The sequence below is a fragment of the Enterobacter genomosp. O genome (genome assembly GCF_001022965.1).
GTDB lineage: Bacteria > Pseudomonadota > Gammaproteobacteria > Enterobacterales > Enterobacteriaceae > Enterobacter > Enterobacter cloacae_L.
Genome location: NZ_LECZ01000027.1, coordinates 912,354 through 936,071 on the forward strand (window position 1 = coordinate 912,354; position 23,718 = coordinate 936,071).

At 50.6% G+C, this 23,718-nt stretch carries 28 protein-coding genes and 3 pseudogenes; 14 read left to right on the forward strand and 17 right to left on the reverse strand.

Going from position 1 to position 23,718, the window contains the following annotated elements; translation table 11 throughout:
• The first annotated feature begins 95 nt into the window (after window positions 1-95).
• Window positions 96-596: a YbaK/prolyl-tRNA synthetase associated domain-containing protein gene (locus ABR39_RS23110; RefSeq protein ID WP_047348911.1), complete on the forward strand. Its 501-nt coding sequence runs from the start codon at window positions 96-98 to the stop codon at window positions 594-596.
• 20 nt (window positions 597-616) lie between these two features.
• Here ABR39_RS23110 and yoaI read toward each other — a convergent pair whose 3' ends face one another.
• The gene (gene yoaI / locus ABR39_RS25925) at window positions 617-721 is read right to left on the reverse strand and encodes a small membrane protein YoaI (RefSeq protein WP_088205013.1); all 105 of its coding nucleotides are present in this window, start codon (window positions 719-721) and stop codon (window positions 617-619) included.
• 146 nt (window positions 722-867) lie between these two features.
• On the opposite strand from yoaI, the gene ABR39_RS23115 reads away from it, so the two are divergent.
• A complete protein-coding gene (locus ABR39_RS23115) occupies window positions 868-1,314 on the forward strand; it encodes a DUF441 domain-containing protein (protein ID WP_024908579.1) in 447 nt (148 codons plus the stop codon).
• Here the strand turns inward: ABR39_RS23115 and ABR39_RS23120 are convergent.
• Window positions 1,298-2,089, reverse strand: coding sequence for an AraC family transcriptional regulator (locus tag ABR39_RS23120; RefSeq protein WP_047348912.1), 792 nt, complete (start codon window positions 2,087-2,089; stop codon window positions 1,298-1,300). The two genes, ABR39_RS23115 and ABR39_RS23120, sit on opposite strands and share 17 nt — an antisense overlap.
• A 99-nt stretch (window positions 2,090-2,188) precedes the next feature.
• Here ABR39_RS23120 and ABR39_RS23125 point away from each other — a divergent pair, with 99 nt between their 5' ends.
• A complete protein-coding gene (locus ABR39_RS23125; RefSeq protein ID WP_047348913.1) occupies window positions 2,189-3,376 on the forward strand; it encodes a CynX/NimT family MFS transporter in 1,188 nt (395 codons plus the stop codon).
• Window positions 3,377-3,497: 121 nt separating this feature from the next.
• Here ABR39_RS23125 and ABR39_RS23130 read toward each other — a convergent pair whose 3' ends face one another.
• Window positions 3,498-4,208 carry a CTP synthase C-terminal region-related (seleno)protein gene (locus tag ABR39_RS23130; protein ID WP_047348914.1) on the reverse strand — a complete coding sequence of 237 codons (711 nt, stop codon included), beginning with the start codon at window positions 4,206-4,208 and terminating at the stop codon, window positions 3,498-3,500.
• Between the two features lie 101 nt (window positions 4,209-4,309).
• Here ABR39_RS23130 and ABR39_RS23135 point away from each other — a divergent pair, with 101 nt between their 5' ends.
• Window positions 4,310-4,654, forward strand: coding sequence for a DUF488 domain-containing protein (locus ABR39_RS23135; protein WP_047348915.1), 345 nt, complete (start codon window positions 4,310-4,312; stop codon window positions 4,652-4,654).
• Here the strand turns inward: ABR39_RS23135 and ABR39_RS23140 are convergent, their stop codons facing one another.
• Together ABR39_RS23140 and ABR39_RS23145 are read right to left on the reverse strand one after the other, a co-directional pair.
• Window positions 4,655-4,960, reverse strand: a complete 306-nt coding sequence (locus ABR39_RS23140) for a periplasmic protein (RefSeq protein ID WP_047348916.1) — start codon at window positions 4,958-4,960, stop codon at window positions 4,655-4,657.
• Window positions 4,961-5,040: 80 nt separating this feature from the next.
• Complete coding sequence (locus ABR39_RS23145; RefSeq protein ID WP_047348917.1) at window positions 5,041-5,295, reverse strand: putative hemolysin; 255 nt, start codon at window positions 5,293-5,295, stop codon at window positions 5,041-5,043.
• Between the two features lie 309 nt (window positions 5,296-5,604).
• On the opposite strand from ABR39_RS23145, the gene ABR39_RS23150 reads away from it, so the two are divergent.
• Both ABR39_RS23150 and ABR39_RS25795 read left to right on the forward strand, forming a co-directional pair.
• Window positions 5,605-6,633, forward strand: coding sequence for a sensor domain-containing diguanylate cyclase (locus tag ABR39_RS23150; RefSeq protein ID WP_047349073.1), 1,029 nt, complete (start codon window positions 5,605-5,607; stop codon window positions 6,631-6,633).
• A 45-nt stretch (window positions 6,634-6,678) separates the two neighbouring features.
• Entirely contained in the window at window positions 6,679-6,777 is a 99-nt protein-coding gene (locus tag ABR39_RS25795; RefSeq protein WP_014883431.1) for a YoaK family small membrane protein, read from the forward strand.
• 130 nt (window positions 6,778-6,907) lie between these two features.
• Here the strand turns inward: ABR39_RS25795 and ABR39_RS23155 are convergent, their stop codons facing one another.
• The 3 genes from ABR39_RS23155 to ABR39_RS23165 form a co-directional block, all read right to left on the reverse strand.
• Entirely contained in the window at window positions 6,908-7,156 is a 249-nt protein-coding gene (locus ABR39_RS23155) for a GlsB/YeaQ/YmgE family stress response membrane protein (protein WP_047348918.1), read from the reverse strand.
• A 283-nt stretch (window positions 7,157-7,439) separates the two neighbouring features.
• Window positions 7,440-8,912: a sensor domain-containing diguanylate cyclase gene (locus ABR39_RS23160; RefSeq protein ID WP_047348919.1), complete on the reverse strand. Its 1,473-nt coding sequence runs from the start codon at window positions 8,910-8,912 to the stop codon at window positions 7,440-7,442.
• A gap of 125 nt (window positions 8,913-9,037) precedes the next feature.
• Window positions 9,038-10,558 carry an EAL domain-containing protein gene (locus ABR39_RS23165; protein WP_082132676.1) on the reverse strand — a complete coding sequence of 507 codons (1,521 nt, stop codon included), beginning with the start codon at window positions 10,556-10,558 and terminating at the stop codon, window positions 9,038-9,040.
• A 235-nt stretch (window positions 10,559-10,793) separates the two neighbouring features.
• Between ABR39_RS23165 and ABR39_RS23170 the strand changes: the two genes are divergently transcribed.
• Window positions 10,794-12,293 (forward strand): EAL domain-containing protein, encoded by a 1,500-nt coding sequence (locus ABR39_RS23170; RefSeq protein ID WP_047348920.1) that lies wholly within the window; start codon window positions 10,794-10,796, stop codon window positions 12,291-12,293.
• Window positions 12,294-12,584: 291 nt separating this feature from the next.
• Here ABR39_RS23170 and ABR39_RS23175 read toward each other — a convergent pair whose 3' ends face one another.
• The 3 genes and pseudogenes from ABR39_RS23175 to ABR39_RS25215 form a co-directional block, all read right to left on the reverse strand.
• A complete protein-coding gene (locus ABR39_RS23175) occupies window positions 12,585-12,830 on the reverse strand; it encodes a DUF2543 family protein (protein ID WP_047348921.1) in 246 nt (81 codons plus the stop codon).
• Window positions 12,831-12,904: 74 nt separating this feature from the next.
• Window positions 12,905-13,252 carry a DUF1304 domain-containing protein gene (locus ABR39_RS23180; protein WP_047348922.1) on the reverse strand — a complete coding sequence of 116 codons (348 nt, stop codon included), beginning with the start codon at window positions 13,250-13,252 and terminating at the stop codon, window positions 12,905-12,907.
• A gap of 77 nt (window positions 13,253-13,329) precedes the next feature.
• Window positions 13,330-13,497, reverse strand: a pseudogene (locus ABR39_RS25215) (isocitrate/isopropylmalate family dehydrogenase); the annotation flags it as partial.
• Between the two features lie 130 nt (window positions 13,498-13,627).
• On the opposite strand from ABR39_RS25215, the gene ABR39_RS25930 reads away from it, so the two are divergent.
• Window positions 13,628-13,924 carry a hypothetical protein gene (locus tag ABR39_RS25930; RefSeq protein ID WP_131701717.1) on the forward strand — a complete coding sequence of 99 codons (297 nt, stop codon included), beginning with the start codon at window positions 13,628-13,630 and terminating at the stop codon, window positions 13,922-13,924.
• Window positions 13,925-14,144: 220 nt separating this feature from the next.
• Here ABR39_RS25930 and ABR39_RS23185 read toward each other — a convergent pair whose 3' ends face one another.
• The 5 genes and pseudogenes from ABR39_RS23185 to ABR39_RS23205 all read right to left on the reverse strand — a co-directional run.
• Window positions 14,145-14,783, reverse strand: coding sequence for a hypothetical protein (locus ABR39_RS23185; RefSeq protein WP_047348923.1), 639 nt, complete (start codon window positions 14,781-14,783; stop codon window positions 14,145-14,147).
• Between the two features lie 152 nt (window positions 14,784-14,935).
• Window positions 14,936-15,643: a hypothetical protein gene (locus ABR39_RS23190; protein WP_123156802.1), complete on the reverse strand. Its 708-nt coding sequence runs from the start codon at window positions 15,641-15,643 to the stop codon at window positions 14,936-14,938.
• A gap of 237 nt (window positions 15,644-15,880) precedes the next feature.
• A complete protein-coding gene (locus ABR39_RS23195) occupies window positions 15,881-16,147 on the reverse strand; it encodes a hypothetical protein (RefSeq protein ID WP_047348924.1) in 267 nt (88 codons plus the stop codon).
• 87 nt (window positions 16,148-16,234) lie between these two features.
• Window positions 16,235-16,837 carry a hypothetical protein gene (locus tag ABR39_RS23200; RefSeq protein ID WP_047348925.1) on the reverse strand — a complete coding sequence of 201 codons (603 nt, stop codon included), beginning with the start codon at window positions 16,835-16,837 and terminating at the stop codon, window positions 16,235-16,237.
• Window positions 16,838-16,940: 103 nt separating this feature from the next.
• Window positions 16,941-17,204, reverse strand: a pseudogene (locus ABR39_RS23205) (DUF1133 family protein); the annotation flags it as partial.
• Between ABR39_RS23205 and ABR39_RS25220 the strand changes: the two are divergent.
• Window positions 17,191-17,481 (forward strand): annotated as a pseudogene (locus tag ABR39_RS25220) (tyrosine-type recombinase/integrase); the annotation flags it as partial. The pseudogenes ABR39_RS23205 and ABR39_RS25220 sit on opposite strands and share 14 nt — an antisense overlap.
• 137 nt (window positions 17,482-17,618) lie before the next feature.
• Here ABR39_RS25220 and icd read toward each other — a convergent pair.
• On the reverse strand, window positions 17,619-18,869 hold the full coding sequence (gene icd, locus ABR39_RS23210) for an NADP-dependent isocitrate dehydrogenase (protein ID WP_003857898.1): 1,251 nt from the start codon (window positions 18,867-18,869) through the stop codon (window positions 17,619-17,621).
• A 117-nt stretch (window positions 18,870-18,986) separates the two neighbouring features.
• On the opposite strand from icd, the gene rluE reads away from it, so the two are divergent.
• Genes rluE through purB form a run of 5 tightly spaced genes read left to right on the forward strand, consistent with a single transcriptional unit; the run spans window position 18,987 to window position 23,323 of the window.
• Window positions 18,987-19,640 carry a 23S rRNA pseudouridine(2457) synthase RluE gene (gene rluE / locus ABR39_RS23215; protein WP_047348926.1) on the forward strand — a complete coding sequence of 218 codons (654 nt, stop codon included), beginning with the start codon at window positions 18,987-18,989 and terminating at the stop codon, window positions 19,638-19,640.
• A 9-nt stretch (window positions 19,641-19,649) separates the two neighbouring features.
• The gene (locus tag ABR39_RS23220; RefSeq protein WP_047348927.1) at window positions 19,650-20,123 is read left to right on the forward strand and encodes an NUDIX hydrolase; all 474 of its coding nucleotides are present in this window, start codon (window positions 19,650-19,652) and stop codon (window positions 20,121-20,123) included.
• A gap of 40 nt (window positions 20,124-20,163) precedes the next feature.
• Window positions 20,164-21,276 carry a tRNA 2-thiouridine(34) synthase MnmA gene (gene mnmA, locus ABR39_RS23225; RefSeq protein WP_047348928.1) on the forward strand — a complete coding sequence of 371 codons (1,113 nt, stop codon included), beginning with the start codon at window positions 20,164-20,166 and terminating at the stop codon, window positions 21,274-21,276.
• A 27-nt stretch (window positions 21,277-21,303) separates the two neighbouring features.
• Complete coding sequence (gene hflD, locus ABR39_RS23230) at window positions 21,304-21,933, forward strand: high frequency lysogenization protein HflD (RefSeq protein WP_013097081.1); 630 nt, start codon at window positions 21,304-21,306, stop codon at window positions 21,931-21,933.
• Between the two features lie 19 nt (window positions 21,934-21,952).
• Window positions 21,953-23,323 (forward strand): adenylosuccinate lyase, encoded by a 1,371-nt coding sequence (purB, locus tag ABR39_RS23235; RefSeq protein ID WP_047348929.1) that lies wholly within the window; start codon window positions 21,953-21,955, stop codon window positions 23,321-23,323.
• Window positions 23,324-23,718: the final 395 nt, after the last annotated feature.

Sequence of the window (23,718 nt, forward strand, 5' to 3'; positions counted from 1 at the left end):
ACAGCCAGCGAACTCGCTGGCTGTTCTCTTTCGACCCCGTTCATCCCGTGCTAATGTAGAACGCTGCATACTTGATTATCACCGGGAAAATCGTTATGACTGATGACGTTATTGGAACAGGAACCCACCAGCAACTGATCGCCTTACTCACCGAGCAGGGCGCGCGTTTTCGCGTCATGGAACACGAGGCGGTCGGGAAATGTGAAGCGGTAAGCGAAATTCGCGGAACCGATCTGCGGCAAGGTGCAAAAGCCCTGGTCTGTAAGGTGAAGGGAAATGGCGTAAAAAAACACGTGCTGGCGATCCTGGCCGCCGATCTGCAGGCCGATCTCAGCCAGCTTGCCGGTCATTTTGGCGGCCTGAAAGCCTCACTCGCCAGCCCGGCCGAAGTCGATGCCCTGACCGCCTGCGTTTTCGGCGCTATCCCGCCCTTTAGCTTCCATCCTGATTTAGCGCTGGTCGCCGACCCGCTGCTGTTCGAGCGTTTTGACGAAATCGCGTTTAACGCCGGCCTGCTGGAGAAATCGGTGATTATGGATACCCAGGATTACCTGCGCATTGCCCGTCCTGAGCTTGTGAACTTCCATAAAGCGTAACCGCGATAACGGGCGTTCTGTCAGCCCCTTCTTTCCAGAAACAGCACGGAGGCAACGAGAATAACGGCAATCGCGAAAAACGATGAGGAGATAATCAGCGTTTCAACAAACATGTGATCGTTCATGATGGCGACCCCTTTTGTGATATCTACCTTCGTTTTAATCCGCGTAAATGACAAGGTTATGACAGCGATATACTCTTTTTAAAAACTGTCCTCCGCCGTTTTTCAGCGTACAGTAAGCAGGTTGATTATTTTGGCAAGGATTCCCTATGTTTGACCCTACTCTGCTCATTCTCCTGGCGCTCGCCGCGCTCGGCTTTGTTAGCCATAACACCACCGTCGCCATCTCGATTCTGGTGCTGATTATTGTGCGCGTGACCCCGTTAAATACCTTTTTCCCGTGGATAGAAAAGCAGGGGCTCACCATCGGGATTATTATTTTAACCATCGGGGTGATGGCGCCCATCGCCAGCGGTACGCTTCCCGCCTCAACGCTGCTGCACTCGTTTGTAAACTGGAAATCACTGGTGGCGATTGCGGTGGGGATTTTCGTCTCGTGGCTGGGCGGACGCGGCGTCACGCTGATGAGCAGCCAGCCCTCGCTGGTGGCGGGGCTGCTGGTGGGCACCGTGCTGGGTGTGGCGCTCTTTCGCGGCGTTCCGGTGGGCCCGCTGATTGCGGCAGGCCTGGTCTCGCTGTTTATTGGGAAGTCGTAGTCAGGCTTGCCATATAACGCGCCGGCGTCTGACCCAGTCCCTTCTTGAACATGGTGATAAACGCGGTGGTCGAGTCATAGCCCAGTGACTGTGCCACCTGCTGTACCGATTTCCCACCAATCAAATGCTGTAACGCCACAATCAGCTGCAGCTGGTGACGCCAGCGGCGAAAGCTTAAGCCGGTCTCTTTCACCACCAGCCGCGCCAGGTTGCGTTCGCTCATGGCAAAGTGGCTTGCCCACTGCGCCAGCGTCTGCCAGGCTGCGGGCTCTTCCGCCATCTTCTCGCTCATCAGCCGGATTTTGGGATGGGGCGAGACGGGCAGCTGCAAATGCTCCTGACGCTGGAGCGGCAGCTCGTCAAACAGGACGTCCACCAACCGCGAGGTGGCCGCAAGCTGCAGCTGTTCACGGGACTTTTCCGCGAGCGATAAAATCAGCTCCCGCACCAGCGGGGAGATTTTCAGGGTGCAGCAGCGCTCTGGCAAGCTGGCTGCCCCCGGTTCAATGAACAAAAAGCAGAGCTGCGCCCCCGGCGTGGCCCTGTTGCTGTGCGGCATCTGGCCGGGGATCCAGACGGCGTACTGGGGCGGTACCATCAGCATGGCATTTTCCACTTCGCAGGTGATCGCGCCGCCGAGGGCCAGAATCATCTGTCCCTTACGGTGATGATGAAGCGGAATATATTGTTCTTCCGCCACCACGCGAATGCGAAATGCGATGGCCGCATCGTGCTGGCTATCAGGATCGTAGCCGTCCAGTCCCAGACCAATCATCAGGTTGTCCGATATGAGCGATAAACTGTCATTTTAGCCTGATTTCAACCGCTGAGAAAATCGGTATTGTGTGCGCTCGCTTGAACGTATGAGAACATAATGACTACTGCTATTCGCACTTCAGGAAAACATGGCGCGCTGCTGATCGCAGGTATCCTGATGATTGCCACCACGCTTCGCGTCACCTTCACCGGGGCAGCCCCGCTGCTCGATGCTATTCGTCTTGATTATGGCTTAACCACGGCGCAAACCGGTCTGCTGACCACCCTGCCGCTGCTGGCCTTCGCCCTTGTCTCGCCGCTCGCAGCTGGCGTTGCCCGGCGTATCGGCATGGAGCGCAGCCTGTTTATTGCCCTGCTGCTGATTTGCGCCGGAATTGCCCTGCGCTCCCTGCCTTCCGCCGCCCTGCTTTTCATCGGTACCGCGGTCATCGGGTGCGGGATAGCGCTGGGGAATGTGCTATTACCCGGATTAATTAAGCGTGACTTTCCAGGCCAGGTGGCGAAACTCACCGGAGCCTATTCCCTGACGATGGGCGTCTCGGCGGCGCTCGGCTCGGCGCTGATTGTTCCCGTGGCGCAGGGTGCGGCAGGCTGGCATGGCGCACTGCTGATGCTAATGGTGTTTCCGCTGGCCGCGCTGCTGCTCTGGCTGCCGCAGTGGCGGCAGAAGCACGTCGCGACGGTAACCGGCGCTGGCGCGCTGCATAACCGCGCGATCTGGCGCTCGGCCCTCGCCTGGCAGGTAACGCTCTTTTTGGGAATTAACTCGCTGATTTACTACGTCATCATCGGCTGGCTGCCGGCAATTTTGCTCAGCCACGGCTACAGCGAAGCGCAGGCCGGCTCGGTTCACGGCCTTTTACAGCTGGCCACGGCCGTTCCGGGGCTTGCCGTTCCGCTGATCCTCCACCGCCTGAAAGATCAGCGGGGGATCGCCGGCGCGGTGGCGTTGATGTGCGCGGTAAGCGCGGCGGGGCTGTGGTTTATGCCTGACATGGCGGTGATGTGGACGCTGGTGTTTGGCTTTGGCTCCGGGGCAACGATGATCCTCGGCCTGACGTTCATCGGCCTGCGCGCCAGCTCTGCACACCAGGCTGCGGCGCTGTCCGGAATGGCACAGTCGATTGGCTACCTGCTCGCCGCCTGCGGCCCCCCGCTGATGGGGAAAATTCACGATACCGCAGGAGACTGGCAGATACCACTTCTGGTCTGCGCGCTGGCCGCCGTGATAATGGCCATCTGTGGCGTGCTCGCCGGGCGAGATCGGGAGATCGCGCCCCGTTAAGCAGTGTGGCACACCAGAGTTTCGCCCGGCGGCGCTACGCTTGCATGGGCCTACACTGAATTGTGCAATCGGAATGTAGGCCGGGTAAGCGCAGCGCCACCCGGCAAGGAAAGTGACGACGTTATGAATCGCGGGCCGCGCGCAGCATCGCCTGCACCAGCACGACCGGACGTCCTTCTAGCGCAGCACGTTCATGCTGGAATAAGGTGATCACGAAGAACGGGTGCGTAACCAGTTCTGCGGCACGAATTTCTCCCTGGTCATCCCAGCCCGTAACGTGCATATCACCGCTTTCCAGCGCCTGTGCAAACGTCGGCGACACGCCATAGTTACAGTGATACCCCTCTTCAATTTCCGGTCTGCCGTAGGCTTTCGCGATCAGCGTATTATTACGCAGCTCAATGGCATCGGTTTTTTCCACCAGCGAGCAGGTCAGCGGCGCAATCACCATGGTGCCTTCGGTATCCGTCTCGGCATGTGCCGCATCAGCCCAGCCCAGCACATTTCGGGCATACTCAATTAGCGCATGCTGGAACCCACCGCAGGTGCCAAGGAAAGGAATGCTGTTTTCACGGGCGTAGCGCGCGGCGATAAAAGCGGCTTCCGTGTTTTTATAGGGGCTTGCAGGAACCAGCCAGATAGCATCGTAGCCCACCAGATCCTCAGGGCTCGTCAGCTCCGTGGTGGCAAGCCAGTCGTAATCGGCGGTGAGGTCAAGCACTGCGGCGGCGTCGTCAATGGCCAGTGGGATAGCCTGATGCGCAATAACATTGGGATTGTAATCGCCAACCAGCGCAATGCGCAGCGTCGTTTTAACCGGGAGGTGTTCCATGAAAGGTTCCTTATGCCAGAGAATTATCAGATAACATAAGGAACCTCAGACTACCGATCTTCTGCAATTATCACAATACCTTAAATTGGGAGGGTGGAATTATGATTCAGTGCAAACGCGTATACGAACAGGCAGGTACGGACGACGGTTATCGGGTTCTGGTGGATAAACTGTGGCCGCGCGGCGTTAAAAAAACGGACCTCGCCTATGATGAATGGTGTAAAGCGCTCACGCCTTCGAATGAACTACGCAAGGCCTTTCACAGCGAAACCATTGATTTTGCCGCCTTCAGTCAGGCCTATCGGGAAGAGCTGGCGCAGCATACTGACGAGGGATTGCGCCTGGCTGCGCGGGCAAAAAAGCAGACCGTCACCCTGCTCTTTGCTGCCAAAAACACGGAGCAAAATCACGCCCTGGTATTAGCCGACTGGCTGCGCCATCTGTAATCAGCCGATGGTCAGCGCATCCACAATTTGCGGTGCTTCATCCGGGGTAAGCGGCATTAGATGTTCGGGGCGAACAAACGCAAAGCCGTGCTGATTGTCAAAGGCGAAAACATCACCTGTTACCAGCCAAAGCGCGCGGTCTGCGGTAGCGGGTAACTGCGTCATGACGCCGTTGACCGGGTTAACGAAACGCATTCCGGGCTGGCAAAGGCCAAACAGCTCAACAGATTTACCAATATTGCGACGGCCAGACGCCGTGCGGGCACCCACGATCATCGCCATGCTGCCCGGTTTAAGCTGAAACATACTTCTCTCACGATAACGGTAGCCATGAATTGGCTAAGAATAATCCTAAAGAGAAGTGTATCGCAGGCAATATGACTTTGTCACCTGGTGGGTTGCGGATGATCGCGACGATAAAGCGTCCATTCATCGATCACTTCGCCACCTGGTAATTTGCACTCGGTACGGACGCCCTGCGGGCTCTGAACCGGGATCTGTTCCCCGCCTTTCTCCAGGCAGTACACGGAGGCCGGGTTCGCCATACCGATAGCGTGTGGCGGTTTCGGCGCATCAGGCGGCGTTGTTTTTGTGGTGCAGGCGACTAAGGGCAAGGCCAGCGCCAGAAGCAGAAATCTCATCACTTTGATCCTTTTGACATCATTACAGGTTAAGGGTAACGGGTCAGCGCCGCTTTCTCCATGATTTCTCCATTTTAACTGCACTTTTCAACACTATAGTGTGGCATGTTCTCGATATGACCAGAGAACATCATTCCGTAATCAAGATGTCTTTGCCCCGGTCTCAACAACGGGGCCTTTTTTCTCGCCCGCCGCCCTCCCGCTGCATATATTAAATTTTCTGTATTCATGTTTTACTATGCCCGAAGTCTAAAAACTCAGCATAACATGCAGATGCAGACGTCTTCTGCCTGGGAGTCACTCTACGTCATGTCGGATATTATCCTTGCCCGTGTTTCAGAAACCCTCGCCACTGAACAATCCCTTGAAAGTCTCGTTCGTCAGCTTCTGGAGATGCTGGAGATAGTGACCGACATGGAGTCGACTTATCTCACTAAAGTCGATATCAAAGCCCGGCTGCAGCATATTCTCTATGCCCGTAACAGCAAGCAGATGGAGATCCCCGAGGGGTTAAGCGTTCCCTGGGATGAAACGCTCTGCAAGCGCGCGCTGGATAGCGACACGCTGTTCAGCAACGACGTGCCCGAACGTTGGCCCGAGTGTGAAGCCGCAAAAGCGCTTGGCATTACCACCTATATGAGCATCCCCGTTCATCTTGCCGATGGTTCACTGTACGGAACGCTCTGCGCCACCAGCACGGCCAGGAAACCGCTCAGCGAGCGCGGTGAGCAGGTGCTGAGATTATTCGCCGGTTTAATTGGCCAGTACATCCAGAAAGAGTCGCTGGTCACCCAGCTGCGCGAAGCCAACGCGGCCCTCATCGCGCACTCTTATACCGATGCCCTGACCGGGTTGCCCAACCGTCGCGCGCTGTTTGAGGATCTGACGACCCTGTTTTCTCTGGCGCGGCATCTTAAGCGTAACGCCATTATCGCGTTTATCGATCTGGATGATTTCAAACTGATTAACGATCGCTATGGACACGAAGCGGGCGACCAGTTCCTGATTGAAGTGGGCAAGCGGTTGACGGAAGAAAAGCAGCAGGACGATATCATTGGCCGGCTGGGCGGCGATGAGTTTCTGGTGGCTTCGCTGAGCCAGTCTCACGATAAGGGAGATAACGCGCAGGTCACCCTGCTCAGAACGCGCCTCAGCGCCTGCATTGCCGGTGAATACTGGCTGGGCAGCGTTAATCTCATCTATCCCGGTGCCAGCCTTGGCGTTATCGAAGTGGACCCAGGCGTAACCGATCCGGACACGGCGCTACGCGACGCGGATGTCGCGATGTATCAGGATAAGAAAGGAAAAAGCAAAACACGCTTTCTCACTATGGATTAACCCCGTACACTCTACGGCGTGATAGAAACCGAAACAGGTGATGGTATGAGAATAGGGATCCTCTTCCCGGTCGTTATTTTTATAACGGCGGTGGTTTTTTTAGCATGGTTTTTTGTCGGTGGTTACGCGGCGCCAGGGGCATAAATGAGAAAAACGACCCTCATTATGCTGATCGTTGCCATCGCGGCATTTGCCGGCACGCAGCTTGGCTGGTGGTAAACCCCAATACGTAAAAAGGCCGCCATCTGGCAGCCTTTTTCAACGCTTTTAAGCCTTAGCTTTTGATTTTTCTGTAGATAAACAGAACGACCAGTGCACCGATCACCGCGACGGCGAAGCTGCCGAAGTTAAAGCCATCGACCTTGCCAAAACCGAACAGCGTACTGATCCAGCCGCCAACTACCGCGCCGACAACACCCAGTATTACGGTGACGATAAACCCACCGCCATCTTTGCCCGGCATGATCCACTTCGCCAGAATACCCGCAATAAGCCCAAAGATAATCCAGGATAAAATTCCCATAACTTTCCTCTCTGTATGGTTTTTGTCATTAAATCAACGACACAAAAAAGAATAGCACAGGATTTGAGAAAGGAAATTTGTGATAAGCATCACAACGAGAGAGTGCGTAATTATTCATCAACGAAATGAACGTTCCACATAAACTGTGGGGTTGCAACTTTTGTTGAGAAAGATTATCTTTCTCAACACTGAATAGTTGAGTGAAATACTCAGGTATTCAGTACGACATTGCTCACATTGCTTCCAGTATTTCTTGCCCACTCTTGAGTGGGCTTTTTTTTGATCACACCCCAACAAATGCGTACCGGTTACGCCCGGCGCGTTTTGCCTGGTAGAGCGCCCGATCCGCGGCAATAATAATGTCCTGCTGGCTGCCTGCGATATCGACAGCACGTGCTGTTGAAATCCCAACGCTTACCGTCACCCGTCCGAATGGGCTGAAAGCATGGGCAATGTGCAGCGAGAACACATTGCGAATAATCGTCTGCGCCAGGCGAAGCGCCTCCTGAATATCCGTATCAGGTAATATCAGCGCAAACTCCTCTCCGCCGTATCGCGCCACAATCTGATTATCACGGGTGAGGCTCTCCCGGAGGCTGTTTCCGAGCATTGCCAGACACCGGTCCCCTTCCGGATGACCGTAGTTATCGTTGTATTTTTTGAAGTAGTCTACATCCACGATCAACATCGAAATCGGTGCGTCACGTGCGGCACAGAGCGCGATTTCCGAGAGGATTCTTTCATCAAAAATGCGACGGTTGTACAGCCCGGTCAGCGCATCCTCAGAGGCGATAATCTTCAGCGCTTTGTTATCCCTTGTTTTTCGGGATAAGTCGGAATACAGGAAGTATGACGCGAAGATGAGTATCGCGGTGAACACGAAAATGAGCACCGCCAGCTGAATCGCCTGCTTGCGCCAGGGTGCGAGGGCTTCATCAATACTGACGGCCACGGTGGTGACCAGCCCGTAGCGTTTATTTTTCTCATAGGCATAAATGCGCTCGATTTTATCAAACCGGGAAATGGAGCTGGCTATCCCTGAATTTTGTACCTTGAGGTATTTCCTGAAGAGAGGTGAATCAGAAACAATCGTGCCGATATAGGTATTTTTAAAGGGATAACGGACCAGCAGCACGCCTGCCTGCGTCGTTAAGCCAATCACGCCCGAGTGACCGATATTAATCTGCCCGTAGAGCGCGAGAAAATTTTCGATACCCAGCGTCACCACCACGACACCGTTAAATGCCCCGGTGTCGGTTTCAAGGCGCCGGCTAATGGTGATAACCCATTTACCATTGGTTCTGCTTACCACGGGCTCACCAATAAAAATTTGCTGACTTTTATTTTCCTGGTGATAGATAAAAAACTCTCTGTCCGAGCCTTTGCGGGGTCCGGTAAAACTTTCGTGCAATGCGGTAAAGATATCGCCCTGCGCATCGTAAACAACCACATTATTAATCTGGGTAAGAAGATTATCCTGATTATTTATCATTCGCTGAATATGGGCCGCCTGCTGCGGGGTCATGCCATAAATTTCGATTATGTCGGAAACGGTAGTAATTAACATTTCACTCTGGCGCATGATCCCCTCAGTGTAGACATCAAGGGTATGGCTCAGGTTAGCGACGCTGGTATTAATTTGCTGGATTGACTGCTGCCTGGACGTGGCAATTTGGACGGCAAGCGACAGCGAGATGATCAATGAGACAATGATGACGGTAATGGTTGTTGTGTAAAAAGTATTTTTCACATGCACGAGCTATTCCACCTTATCACGCCTGACATCCCTGGCTGACAACTCTTGTCACTGTAACAAAGCTCAGGATAAGAGGAAAATGAATTGCACTTAAGCATACAACAGAAGCTCGTCTTAATTTCGTTTTACAAACTTACCGTCTCCCTGGGCTTAGATAAAATGACTTTAATAAAGTCTATATAGGAGACGGGTTTACCAAAATAATAACCCTGCAACAGGGTAATCTCATTACGGTTGAGATACTCCAGCTGCTCTTTCGTTTCTACGCCTTCAGCTACAATGCGCAACGAAAGTTTTTTCGCCAGGTCTATGACGCAGTCCAGCAGGATCGTTGAATCCTTCTCCTCTGAAACCCGGTTCACAAAGCTCTTATCGATTTTAATATAGTCAATGGCAAGCGCATTAAGGCACGACAGCCCGGAATAGCCCGTACCAAAGTCATCCAGCGCGATGACAAAACCGGCGTTATGAAGCGTGTTGAGGTTTTTCACCAGATGAGGATTATCGATCAACGGTTCACGTTCGGTTACCTCAAGAACCAGCTTAACTTCTTTACCCTGAAACCCTTTCCCGAATACGCGGCAGTCACCAATAAACGAAGGGGCATTGATGTGTCTGGCGCTGATGTTTACCCCGATATGAAACCCATCCGGTAGCTTAGGCAAAAGCGGCTTAAGCTGAGTGACCACTTTCGCCATTAACCCTTTGGTCAGCGGAATAATTAAACCGCTACGTTCGGCAATCGGAATAAAAACATCCGGCGGAATAAAGCCTGATTTTGGATGCTTCCATCTTGCAAGTACTTCAACGCCATACAACCCGCCGGTATCACCGTTCACGATCGGTTGATAATAAGGAACGATCTCCCCCTGCATAATGGCCTTACGCAGATCGTCTTCAAATGAGGTGCTTTTCCCCTTGTAACGCTGGATCAAAATGCCCACCGCTATGGATAACGTGAGAATAAGGAGTATCAGGCTCCATCCCTGGTGCAGCAGTCTGGTCAGGCTAAAAAAGGCAGGGGGTTGCCAGGCCAGGCTAAAGGGGAATAGCGTTGATGCCGTTAGCGCCCCTGCCCACGAGGCCGCTTTCCAGCCGATGACATTACCGTCGCGCGCAAGCATTCTTTCACCGACAACGAGCCCCAGGTCAACGCTGTTTGACGCGTTCGCAATAACGTCCTGCAAATGTGCCTCACTGACGCTGACGATGACGCGCCCGCCCGCGATGGGCATCTGGAACAGGAGCACCGGCATACCGTTCACTAGTCGATTACCGGGTAACAGCATCAATTTTTCGTCAGGTAGCGTCTCCGGGTGAACAATCAATACGCCATTTCCGGGAAGGGAAGTACAGATGATTTTACCCTGCTGCTGGATCATGATGGCGCGCAAATGCGGCTTAAGCGCCGCTTCTGTTCCCAACGCCAGCTGTCCGCTGCTGGTACACCCTTGAGCCGCAACGCGCTTTGCCGTGTTGGCCGCGCTGGTGGCTTCAGCAAGAATGTTTTCTATTTTTTGGGTGCTTACGGTGGCGGTATGAATATTATTAAGTTTCGCCATCTGCCATAGCTGCCAGTTAACGATCAGTATGCCGCTCAAAAAGAGAAACAGGGCACTAAGAATGGGGATCGTCACGTTGCGCACGATGTTTTCCTTAATAGAAAAAACAAGCATGGATGTTCTGAAAGAAGAGCCTGAGGCTAACCCGGCGTTGCTATAACAATGAAAAAAGCTTAGCTGAGATTTGTCTTAAAAAACTGATGCTTTCGTATGAGTTCATCCTGCTGAATGTACTCACCTGCCGTGACTATCAGGCTTGTACCTTGCCCTGGCTGTGTTAAGATTTGTGAAATCAGGGAGCGGACAGGATAACTGGAAAATGAAAAAACTCATTGCCGTTGCTATCGTTTCAACGCTTCTGGTCCTCCTGTCTCTTTATGCGGTCAATGCGGTTATCGTGGGTCAGCAGAAGAGCAAACAGCTCGAGATATCGCGCACCCTTTTACATTATTCAGAAGATTTGTCACAAAGCGTGGCGCTGGCCCTTAAAAGTATTACAACCCAGGGGTGTGATAAAAGCAGCCTTGATAGCTACAGACAAATAAAGCTTAATAGCCTCTATTTCGGCGATATCGGTTTTATTGAGAAGGGGAAAATTGTCTGTACCGCTTTTTGGGGTAAACTCGCGACGCCCGTTGCACTTCCTGCAGAGCTGCATAAAACGCCCAGGGGCTTTCTCCTGGCGCAGTTTTCCAGAAAAGATTTTTTCACAGGCAATGCGGCAATTTATAATAATATTATTATCTTCACCTCCCGCTATGCTTACGATAAGTTCACCCCGGTTACAGCAAGCTATTCTCTGAGTACCACCACCAAAGACTTCGGCAGAACATTTTTTTCAACCACTCCTCAGTTAAAGCAGCAGAGCTGGCTGCATTCGAGGTTGTTTACCCTGACCCTGACGCAGTGCAGCCCCATCTGGGACTTGTGTGTCATTGTGAAGCATCACGACGCTGGACTGGCCTCGCTACCCCCGTTTATCTTTACGCTCCTCGCGATCATTCTCTATTGTATCTGGGCTGCGATAACGCTATTTGTCTTCCGTATCTATGAAGACCGCTTTTCGCTGGAGCGCACGCTGATCAAGGCCGTCATTACGAATACCATCTGCGTTAACTACCAGCCTATTATTCGCATTCACGATCAAAAAATAGTAGGCGTAGAAGTGCTGTCGAGATGGCGCGATCCAAAGCACGGAGACGTCTCTCCGGAGCTTTTCATTCCGTTAATTAAGAAAATCGGTCTGTATAAAAAATATTATAATAACATTATTGAAAAATCCCTTTCTGAAATTGCCCCGCTTGCGATTAAGCATCAGCTGATTGTCTCAATCAACGTCGGGCGGAAGGAAATTGAAGATGGACAATTCATTAACGTTTTGCGCCGTGTCTGTTTAGCCCATCACCTTCCCCTTACCCTGATAAAGGTTGAGCTTTCTGAGAAGGCCATTTCCGCTGCAGATATCCTCGAGGGATTCTGTCGGGAGCTGAAATCTCTTGGCGTAAAAATATCAATCGATGATTTTGGCGTGCAAAATTCAAACCTCGCCAGGCTGTCACTGCTTGAATATGATGAAATCAAAATCGATAAGTCGCTGGTGGATGGCATCAATGAGCATTATAAGCAAAACATATTTGTTATCTTTAGCGATGCACTTGCAAGATTGAATAAGACCCTGGTTTTTGAGGGAGTGGAGAATGAAATACAGTATCGCTTTATTGCTGACAGATATCCCGATGCGCTGATTCAGGGCTGGTATTTTTCTAAGTCACTCACCCGGAGCGAACTGGCGAAGCGGCTTACCGGCGTCGCGGCGTAACCCAAAGCCTGGCGCGCCCGTATTTTTTCTGCCCGGGCGTATCCATTTTATTCGCAAAAACATATAGTCGTCACAATCAGACGGTAGATTACCCTGAAGCACACTCTTATTTTGGTTAAAAACGTGAAATTATCCTTACTTTTCCCAGTGGTACTCTTTTTTCTGATCGTTATTTTCGCGCTGTTTATTGACACTCCCGCTTCGCATATTCTGCGGAAAAAATGCATGTGGTCCGATAGCGTGATGCTGAGCTGTCTGGCAAAGCATCAGCATAATGGTTTTTAAGGCAGGTTATTCATTGCCCCATTGATTGAGGAAGTTCGCAATATCATCAATGCGGGCAGCGCGGATTCCGGCCTCCGCGGCCATCTCCTGCTGGGCTTCCTCGCTAATTTCCTCATTATTCGCTAAACGGGTGAGCAGCAGCTGGAAATAATGTGCCAGCGCGTCGCGCTCTGACTCACCGACCTGCTCTGCGGCTTCCGTCGCGTACTCATCGGCAATGTCATAATATTTCAGTGGGATATCGTTGTTCATCGCAGTCTCTTCTCAAACCTGTATGGGTCAAGTCATGAGTATATCGGACGCCCTGGCTCAACCAAAGCATTGCTTCAGATGAACAACGCAAGCAGCGCTGCGAACGCGGGCAAAGCCTGCACATACAAAATTTTTCGGCTGGCGGTCACTGCACCAAATACACCGGCAATTATCACGCAGGTCAGGAAGAAGATGGCCACCTGAATGCCCTTTTCGCCGAGCCAGAGGCTCCAGAGCAGACCTGCCGCCAGAAAACCGTTATACAGCCCCTGATTCGCGGCCAGCACGCGGGTATCGCGCGCAAAGTCGGGACGCAGATTAAAGGCCTTGTGCCCGGTTTTGGTGTTCCACAGGAACATTTCCAGCACAAGGATATAGAGATGAATTAACGCAACAACCGTGATAAGAACCGTGGCTAACATCGTGCTGTCTCCCGCAGGCAGAGGCAAAAAAAACAGGAACCCTCAGGCTCCCGTTCCGGTATAACCCAGAATCTGGATTACATGTTCGCGATAATCGCGTCGCCAAACTCTGAACATTTCAGCAGCTTAGCGCCTTCCATCAGACGTTCGAAATCGTAAGTTACGGTTTTCGCGTTGATCGCGCCTTCCATACCTTTAACGATCAGGTCTGCGGCTTCGAACCATTCCATATGACGCAGCATTACATGTTTAGGCTCTGCTTAAGCTAATGCTTTTAAAGATAATTATCAACTATCTTTGTTTCATTTTACGACATTAACGCAATGTGCTAACTTGCTGATACCACTATCTTTGTTTTTAGTTTTGGGGAATGAAATGACTCGCGATCTCCTTCTAAGCACTTCTTTTGAGCACCTCCTTTGCTGCCCTCATTGCAAGGGTACTTATCTGCATCAATACAAATACGAAATTTTTGATCGTGCAGAAGATGCACGAGAAGGTAACCATGTGGTCGTAGATGGAAACGATGTGACTATCAATCGTTCGATGGAAGGTAACCCATCAGCCAGAAGGGATGGATTGAAAATTTATTTCACTTGCGAAGGGTGCGAAGAAAATCCTACTTTGCTGATTACTCAGCACAAAGGGCAAACCTTTCTTCAGTTTGAGTAAACGCTGTCAATGTGAATCAGGTCCCGTGGTTCAGCCAGAGATATCATCTCTGGCTGAACTGACTAAGCGGGTGTAATAGATATTCTCAGATGCAGAAGTGAAGGCGTAGGCGAACGGTTTGATTAAAACCATGGCATGTACCTGAATAAAAATGAGTTTTATAAAAATGAACTTCATCTTTATAATGCAAGGTAATTGTTACAAACTCCATCACTAAATTTCACTGCCCACGTACTATATCAACAAGTTTCCTATAACCTTCCCATTTTTCGGGCATAGCTGAATCTAAAGCCGAAATATGATCCATAAATAACTCCATTTCTTTATCAAACTCTTCTGCTGTATCGATCCCTTTACTCTCAACTTTTTGTTCATATATCACATCTAACCCATCAGTTGCACTTCCATGACGGTTAATAACTATCGCCATGCAAAAACAAGCCATTTCATATATTAAAAGTATTTCAGCATAATTATTTGGAACGTCCGCCTTAAAATACCACTTTTCAAAATCAACTGGCTTATAAATAGTTCTACCTTCATTACATCTCAATTCCTCTCTAAAACCATGGGCTAAAACTTTATTCCTAAAATCTCTTATCCCTCCCCATGATTTCAAACGAGTTATTGCAGGCTTGCAAATTTTTAGTGTTTCAACCATCTGTGGTTCGGATTTACAGAGGGGGCCAAGCCTTGCCCATTCCTCAGTAAAAGAGGATAAATCAACAATCATCTTCATTTGCAGAGAGAACTTTAAATCCTCATCATGAATATAACGTTTAAATACTTTCAAAACACATTCAAAATTATTTTTCATCGCCGATAAAACAAGGATTGATTCCTGGATTGGCGTTAACATAAACATTCCTCATGCTATTTAAACTTCATTGCTTATCAAAAATGATTTGCCACTATTTTAATAGTAATATTGGTGTTATCAGTCTGGAGGCCTTCAAAAAGGCCTCACCACTGAAACAGAACTTTTCAACGCTTGTGTGGTCACTCCAATAATTAGATACTGATATAGCCTCGATCCACCGCCTGCTTTTTCATTCTCCTGATATATGCAGGCGTTCCTTCATTAATTAAAGACATTACATCACCACCTAAGCCAGGAGGAATGAGAAATTCAACATTCCTGTCAGCTAAGACAGGCACGAGATTTTCATATGGCTCAGAGTCATCACAAAAATCAACAGCAAATAGTCCCCACTGAGAATTTATGAACGGGTCTATGAAACCATAGATGTAGTTTGTTATCTGACTTTGAATATCTTCATTAGGCGATGCAAAATGCTGTATTTTGTTACGAAGATACCCGAACTCCTTATAGATCTGAAGTTGTTCTGCTGTAAATCTCAAACCTGTTGCTGCCCATACTTTTTCAGGTAACTCAGAATAATCAATAGTTCTACCATCTTGGAGTAAACTTTCGAAATTTAACAAACCATTGCTGTCAACATGTCTGTTTGTTGATTTTGGAATTTTCTCAAAAATTAGTAGAGGATGCTCTTGTGCAAGTCTTGCTTTCATAAAAATTTCGCCAGCATGTGCAGCTTGAAGCACCGCTAGTTGATTCCAATGGTCACTAACCATATCGTAGAAATGCCCCAAAAAATTGGCGTGCATTAATGATCCACATCCTAATTGAATCATATGCTCATAGATTGTTTTAAGTTTCTGATCCACATACTGCCCCTCATTATTATGGTCAAACATAGCTTAACTCATTGATGTAGAATGTGCATGTGTTGCATAAATTTCATACAATCAAAAGAGCCAAAAGCCCGACGCAGAGCGTTTTTTAGGCCTCAAGATAGGAGTCATGGGGTGTCGGAGGTTCAAATCCTCACTTGCCGACCAAAAATAAATTGAAAACCAGCCTCTTACGGATGATTTTTGTTTCCGTAAAATTATGATGGCGAAACGCTTGTGAAATGATGGTTGAACGCTGCTTTAAATTGCCGGGCAATCATCGTTACCCACTAGGTTAAGACTATGCGTTAACACGCCAAAAACCTCCACGTCATCCAGCGCATCGCTTTCTATCGCTTCACCCTCTTCAGTTATCAATGCCGCCCCGTAAAGCTTTGCAAACTCGTTCCTGTTATCCATTCTTAACAGTAGTGTATCTCCCTGCTCTGGTCTTAGTGCAACGTTAATCACAGCCCAACCACACGTCGTTTCTATTACTCTGCAGTTCGCGTCTAGTGCCAGAAACATTTAGCACCCTTTTATTGCTATGAGTCCTCTCAGAACGAGGGGAATAAAAAAGGCCACCAATTGGTGATCTATCATTTTGTTAACTAGTTATTTAACTGACGTGACTAATTGCCACTCGTGCTCAATACATCTTATCGTTTCCTGAGTAAGCTTGTCAGAAATATGAAAAACATCAAAGTTAGCAGATTCGTGTAAAATATTTGAAATCCCTTCAACTATTTCATCCATCAGTTTTAGGATTTTTTGAAACCTTGGTTCTCCACCAATCATTAGTTCCACATAATTATATTCACGATCTAGAGCATGTATAATATCAAGAAATTTTTTACGGAGCGGCTCAGAAGCATCCTTAAACTTTATATCTTTCTCTGTAAATTCATCATTCAGGAACAATGACAATTTAGCTACGTCTGCCGTAAAAATTGAAATCTTAAGTCTAAGTTTATCAATAAAATCTTGTCTATTGATTATCATCTGCTGATGAAGCATTTGTTCTTTATTTGCACGTATAGCTTTAATTGCAACATAGGCAGGAATAGCACCGCCAACCAAGGCACCCAATACCGATAGTAATGGACTTACCCAAGCGTATGATGAATCAATTATGATGTGAGGTAATTTGCTTATGACAATGTTAGATGATTGATATATTTCAAATTCTGATAGTTTAAAAGGTATGCCTTTCCACATATAGCCTCCAGTTATGAGAAGGCTATATTACCAAAAACCCGCTCTGATGGCGGGTTTATGTTTTGTTGCTCAGTACGCTTTACTGTCCAGAGACTAATACAACTTAAGCATTTTCTTGCTCACTCTGCAACTTAAATCTGTCACTATTTGTGCCAAACGCTTCGCAAAGTAGAGCGTACAGGATCGATTCTGCAAGACTTAACCAAGTGTCTATGCGGCGAAGGCAGGTGATGAGCGTCCAGTCAGGGTGTTTTGCATTTAGCTCGTTAGCCATTTGCAGCTTGCTCTTGCGCAGGCGGTGACTGTCGACGGTGACGCTATAGAGCCCTCGGTAATCATCATTCATCAGGACTGAAACAATAACGCCATGCCGAGATGCAGTGATAAGCAAATACCTTGTTCAGTTTTGCCACTCGACATCTCAGGCAGCCAGAGAAAACAGCGTTTCATCGAGTAGCCTTACGACATCTTTTAAAAAAGCCCGGAATAAATGCGGCATCGAATGGGGAAAGGAAACTGCACCTAGGTTTCATGAACAACGTTCGCTTTCAGAAAGATTGTATGAGGCTCAGGGGGTTGATACGCAAAAATTACTCGGCCACAAATCACCTCAGCAGACGGCAAAATACCATGATGACAGGTGAAAAGACTGGACTGTCATAGCCGTTTGAAAAGGATGTTTTATAGCCAGTTTTTGGAGGGAGTTTTGGGGAAGAAATTCTTTAGTAAATAAAAAACGGGAACCCTCAGGCTCCCGTTCTCATTTAACCCAGAATCTGGATTACATGTTCGCGATAATCGCGTCGCCAAACTCTGAACATTTCAGCAGCTTAGCGCCTTCCATCAGACGTTCGAAGTCATAGGTGACGGTTTTCGCGTTGATCGCGCCTTCCATACCTTTAACGATCAGGTCTGCGGCTTCGAACCATTCCATATGGCGCAGCATCATCTCTGCGGACAGGATGATTGAGCCTGGGTTCACTTTGTCCTGGCCTGCGTATTTTGGCGCAGTGCCGTGGGTCGCTTCGAACAGCGCGCATTCGTCACCGATGTTCGCGCCAGGGGCGATACCGATACCGCCAACCTGAGCGGCCAGGGCGTCAGAGATGTAGTCACCGTTCAGGTTCATACAAGCAATGACGTCGTATTCCGCAGGACGCAGCAGGATCTGCTGCAGGAACGCATCGGCGATCACATCTTTAATGATGATCTCTTTGCCGGTGTTCGGGTTCTTAATTTTCTGCCATGGGCCGCCGTCGATCAGCTCGCCGCCGAACTCTTCGGTCGCCAACTGGTAGCCCCAGTCTTTGAACGCGCCTTCGGTGAACTTCATGATGTTGCCTTTGTGAACCAGGGTCACAGAATCGCGGTCGTTGGTGATCGCATATTCGATCGCCGCACGTACCAGACGCTTGGTCCCTTCTTCGGAGCACGGCTTAATGCCGATGCCGCAATGTTCAGGGAAGCGAATTTTCTTCACGCCCATCTCTTCGCGCAGGAATTTAATCACTTTTTCTGCGTCAGCAGAGTCAGCTTTCCATTCGATACCCGCGTAGATGTCTTCTGAGTTTTCGCGGAAGATAACCATATCGGTCAGTTCAGGGTGCTTAACCGGGCTTGGGGTGCCCTGATAGTAACGAACCGGACGCAGACACACGTACAGGTCCAGCTCCTGACGCAGTGCCACGTTCAGGGAACGGATACCGCCGCCAACTGGCGTCGTCAGTGGGCCTTTAATAGCAACGCGGTAGTCGCGGATCAGGTCCAGCGTTTCTGCTGGCAGCCAGACGTCCTGGCCATAAACTTGAGTAGATTTCTCACCGGTGTAAATTTCCATCCAGGAAATTTTACGCTCGCCTTTGTAGGCTTTCTCAACAGCGGCATCAACCACTTTCAGCATTGCCGGGGTAACGTCTACACCGATACCGTCACCTTCGATGAACGGGATAATCGGATTGTGAGGAACGTTAATCTTGCCGTTTTGCAGGGTGATCTTTTTACCTTCCGCCGGAACAACTACTTTGCTTTCCATTAACCTCTCCTTCGAGCGCTTCTGGTTGTTACTGATCTTATGTTAATAAATTGTAATGAGCCCTTCGATAGTACCTGATTGTCCTGCGCCATGAAAGGTCTTCGTTATTAGGCTATAATGCGGCAATTGATAACGCCTGAAAATACCATGAAGAAAACTTCTTTTACAAAACACCGGGTTGAGCGATTCAGCTCGCGACAAGCCACCAGAAGACCGAAAGAAACCCAGCCGACGCGGGTGATTCTGTTTAATAAACCCTACGATGTATTGCCGCAGTTCACCGATGAAGCCGGGCGCAGCACGCTGAAAGATTATATCCCCGTTCAGGGCGTTTATGCGGCCGGGCGACTGGACCGCGACAGCGAGGGACTGTTGGTCTTAACCAACGACGGTGCTTTGCAGGCGAAGCTCACGCAGCCGGGCAAACGTACCGGCAAAATATACTTTGTACAAGTTGAAGGCGAGCCGGATGAAGAGACGCTGGCTAAGCTGCGCAACGGCGTGACCTTAAACGACGGTCCAACCCTGCCGGCAGGTATTGAACGCGTGAATGAACCGGAGTGGCTGTGGCCGCGCAACCCGCCCATCCGTGAGCGCAAATCGATTCCGACAAGCTGGCTCAAAATCACCCTTTATGAAGGCCGCAACCGTCAGGTTCGGCGCATGACCGCACACGTCGGCTTCCCTACCCTGCGTCTGATTCGCTATGCCATGGGCAATTACACCCTGGAAACGCTGGCAAACGGCGAGTGGCGGGACGTTACCTCTTAAGGAGTTACTATGTTTAAACCTCATGTCACGGTAGCCTGCGTGGTCCACGCCCAGGGTAAATTCCTTGTGGTTGAAGAGAGCATTAATGGCAAAGCGCTGTGGAACCAGCCTGCCGGGCACCTTGAAGCCAATGAGACCTTACTGCAGGCAGCGAAACGCGAGCTGTGGGAAGAGACCGGGATTCACGCTGAGCCCCAGCACTTCATCCGTATGCACCAGTGGATTGCACCCGACAGCACCCCGTTCCTGCGCTTTTTATTTGCCGTTGAGCTTAGCGAAACGTGCGCCACAGCGCCACAGGATGACGATATCGACCGCTGCCTGTGGGTCACCGCTGACGAGATCCTGAACGCGCCAAACCTGCGCTCGCCGCTGGTTGCGGAAAGCATTCGCTGCTGGCAATCTGCCGGGCGCTTACCGCTCGATGTCATCGGCGCATTTAACTGGCCGTTTACAGAGGGTGTCAACGGTGGGGGGGCGTGATAGAATACGCCGCCTTGAAGTTCAATGTCGTGAGTATTCCATGTCAGATAACAGCCAGAAAAAAGTAATCGTCGGCATGTCCGGCGGTGTCGATTCCTCCGTTTCCGCCTACCTGTTACAGCAACAGGGCTATAAGGTGGAGGGCCTGTTCATGAAGAACTGGGAGGAAGATGATGGCGAGGAATATTGCACTGCCGCAGCGGATCTTGCCGACGCGCAGGCCGTGTGCGATAAGCTCGGCATTGAACTGCACACCGTTAACTTTGCCGCAGAATACTGGGACAACGTTTTTGAACTGTTCCTTGAAGAGTACAAAGCCGGCCGCACGCCAAACCCGGATATTCTGTGCAACAAAGAGATCAAATTTAAAGCCTTCCTGGAATTCGCCGCGGAAGATCTGGGCGCAGACTTTATTGCGACCGGTCACTACGTGCGTCGTGCAGATGTGAATGGCAAAAGCCAGCTGCTGCGCGGCCTGGATGGCAACAAAGATCAAAGCTATTTCCTCTATACGCTGAGCCACGAGCAAATCGCCCAGAGCCTGTTCCCGGTCGGCGAGCTGGAAAAGCCGCAGGTGCGTAAAATTGCTGAAGAGCTGGACCTTATCACCGCGAAGAAGAAAGACTCTACCGGTATCTGCTTCATCGGCGAACGCAAATTCCGCGATTTCCTGGGTCGTTACCTGCCCGCACAGCCGGGTAAAATTGTTACCGTCGACGGCGAAGAGATTGGCCAGCATCAGGGGCTGATGTACCACACCTTAGGCCAGCGTAAAGGTCTGGGTATCGGCGGGACCAAAGAAGGTAGCGAAGATCCGTGGTACGTCGTCGACAAAGATGTCGAAAACAATATTCTGGTTGTTGCTCAGGGTCACGACCATCCGCGTCTGATGTCCGTTGGCCTTATCGCGCAGCAGCTGCACTGGGTCGATCGTGAGCCGCTAAAAGGCACGCTGCGCTGCACGGTGAAAACACGTTACCGTCAGACTGACATTCCTTGCACCATTACCGCGCTCGATGACGATCGCATCGACGTGCGTTTCGACGAGCCTGTCGCCGCCGTCACCCCGGGTCAGTCTGCTGTCTTCTACAGCGGTGAAATCTGCCTGGGCGGCGGGATCATTGAACAGCGCCTGCCGCTGCCCGCTGTTTAACACGATTGCACACATAAAGGAGACCGTGTGGCGAAGAATTACTATGACATCACCCTGGCACTGGCAGGAATTTGCCAGTCAGCCCGTCTGGTGCAACAGCTGGCACATCAGGGTCACTGCGACGCTGATGCCCTGCACGTTTCACTCAACAGCGTTATCGACCTCAACCCCGGCTCAACCCTGGGTGTGTTCGGCGGCAGTGAAACCAATCTTCGTCTCGGTCTTGAAACCCTGCTTGGCGTGCTCAACGCCAGTAGCCGTCAGGGGTTAAACGCAGAGCTGACCCGCTACACGCTAAGCCTGATGGTGCTGGAACGTAAGCTGAGCGCGGCGAAAGGCGCGCTCAACACCCTGGGCGATCGCATTGCTGGGCTACAGCGTCAGCTCGACCATTTTGACCTGCAGTCCGAAACGCTGCTGAGCGCCATGGCCGGCATTTATGTTGACGTCATCAGCCCGCTGGGCCCGCGTATTCAGGTCACCGGCTCCCCTGCTGTGCTGCAAAGCCCACAGGTACAGGCAAAGGTACGTGCTTCTCTGCTGGCAGGGATCCGTGCCGCCGTGCTGTGGCATCAGGTTGGCGGTGGCCGCCTGCAGTTAATGTTTTCTCGTAATCGCCTGACCACTCAGGCAAAACAAATTCTTGCTCATTGTTAACCTCCCGGAGTTGCGAATTATGGAATTATCCTCACTGACCGCCGTATCCCCTGTCGATGGACGCTACGGCGATAAAGTCAGCGCGCTGCGCGGGATCTTCAGCGAATATGGTTTGCTGAAGTTCCGTGTTCAGGTTGAAGTACGCTGGCTGCAAAAGCTGGCCGCCCAGGCAGCAATCAAGGAAGTTCCTGCTTTTGACGCCCAGGCAAACGATTACCTCGATAAAATCGTTGCCGACTTCAACGAAGAAGATGCTGCGCGCATTAAAACCATTGAGCGCACCACCAACCATGACGTAAAAGCGGTTGAGTATTTCCTGAAAGAGAAAGTGGAAAGCGTTCCTGCGCTGCATGCGGTGTCCGAGTTCATTCACTTCGCCTGTACCTCTGAAGACATCAACAACCTGTCGCACGCCCTGATGCTCTCCACCGCACGCAAAGACGTGGTGCTGCCTTACTGGCGTAAAATCATCGACGCGGTGAAAGCGCTGTCCTTGGAATACCGCGATATCCCGCTGCTTTCCCGTACCCACGGTCAGCCAGCCACCCCATCCACGATGGGTAAAGAGATGGCGAACGTGGCGTACCGTATGGAGCGCCAGTACCGCCAGCTGGAGCAGGTTGAGATCCTCGGCAAAATCAACGGTGCGGTCGGTAACTATAACGCCCACATCGCCGCGTACCCCGAAGTTGACTGGCATCAGTTCAGCGAAGAGTTCGTGACTTCGCTGGGCATTCAGTGGAACCCGTACACCACCCAGATTGAGCCGCATGACTATATTGCGGAGCTGTTTGACTGCATCGCGCGCTTCAACACCATTCTGATCGATTTCGATCGTGACGTGTGGGGCTACGTCGCGCTGAACCACTTCAAACAGAAAACCATCGCCGGTGAGATCGGCTCGTCAACCATGCCGCACAAAGTGAACCCAATCGACTTCGAAAACTCTGAAGGCAACCTGGGTCTGGCAAATGCCGTGCTGCAGCATATGGCAAGCAAACTGCCGGTATCCCGCTGGCAGCGCGACCTGACCGACTCCACCGTGCTGCGTAACCTGGGCGTGGGCATTGGCTACGCGCTGATCGCTTACCAGTCCACCCTGAAAGGCGTGAGCAAACTGGAGGTGAACCGCGATCGTCTGCTGGACGAGCTGGATCACAACTGGGAAGTTCTGGCAGAGCCGATTCAGACCGTGATGCGTCGTTACGGTATCGAAAAACCGTATGAAAAACTGAAAGAGCTGACCCGCGGCAAGCGCGTTGACGCCGAAGGGATGAAGCAGTTTATCGACGACCTGGCCCTGCCAGAAGAAGAGAAAACGCGCCTGAAAGCGATGACTCCGGCGAACTACATTGGCCGCGCCATTACCATGGTCGACGAGCTGAAGTAACTTCCCCTCCCCCCTTTCCGCCCGGAAAGGGGGTTGCTTTTCCCCGGTTTACTCAATGTTTATCCCCACAGCAACATAATCAGCGTTAGACTGCTTAGCTAAAAATACAATCAACATTAAAACAATAAGTTATATATTTATCAGCAGTTTACAAGAATTACAGTACAGACATTATCGGACAATAAAGGTCATTTTATCGCCCCAAATCATGCCCCCAGCACGATTTTGCCCCCAAATTTGCCCCCAAAATTCACGCTTTTACGTAGCTCCTTCCCGTTTCTTAACACACCGCTTTACACCCTCTCTACCTGATCAGCATAACCGCCACGAATCCGTTTGTAAGACTTAACCAGCGCGCTGATTTTTCTCCCTGCCCTATACTTTCAGTCTGACAT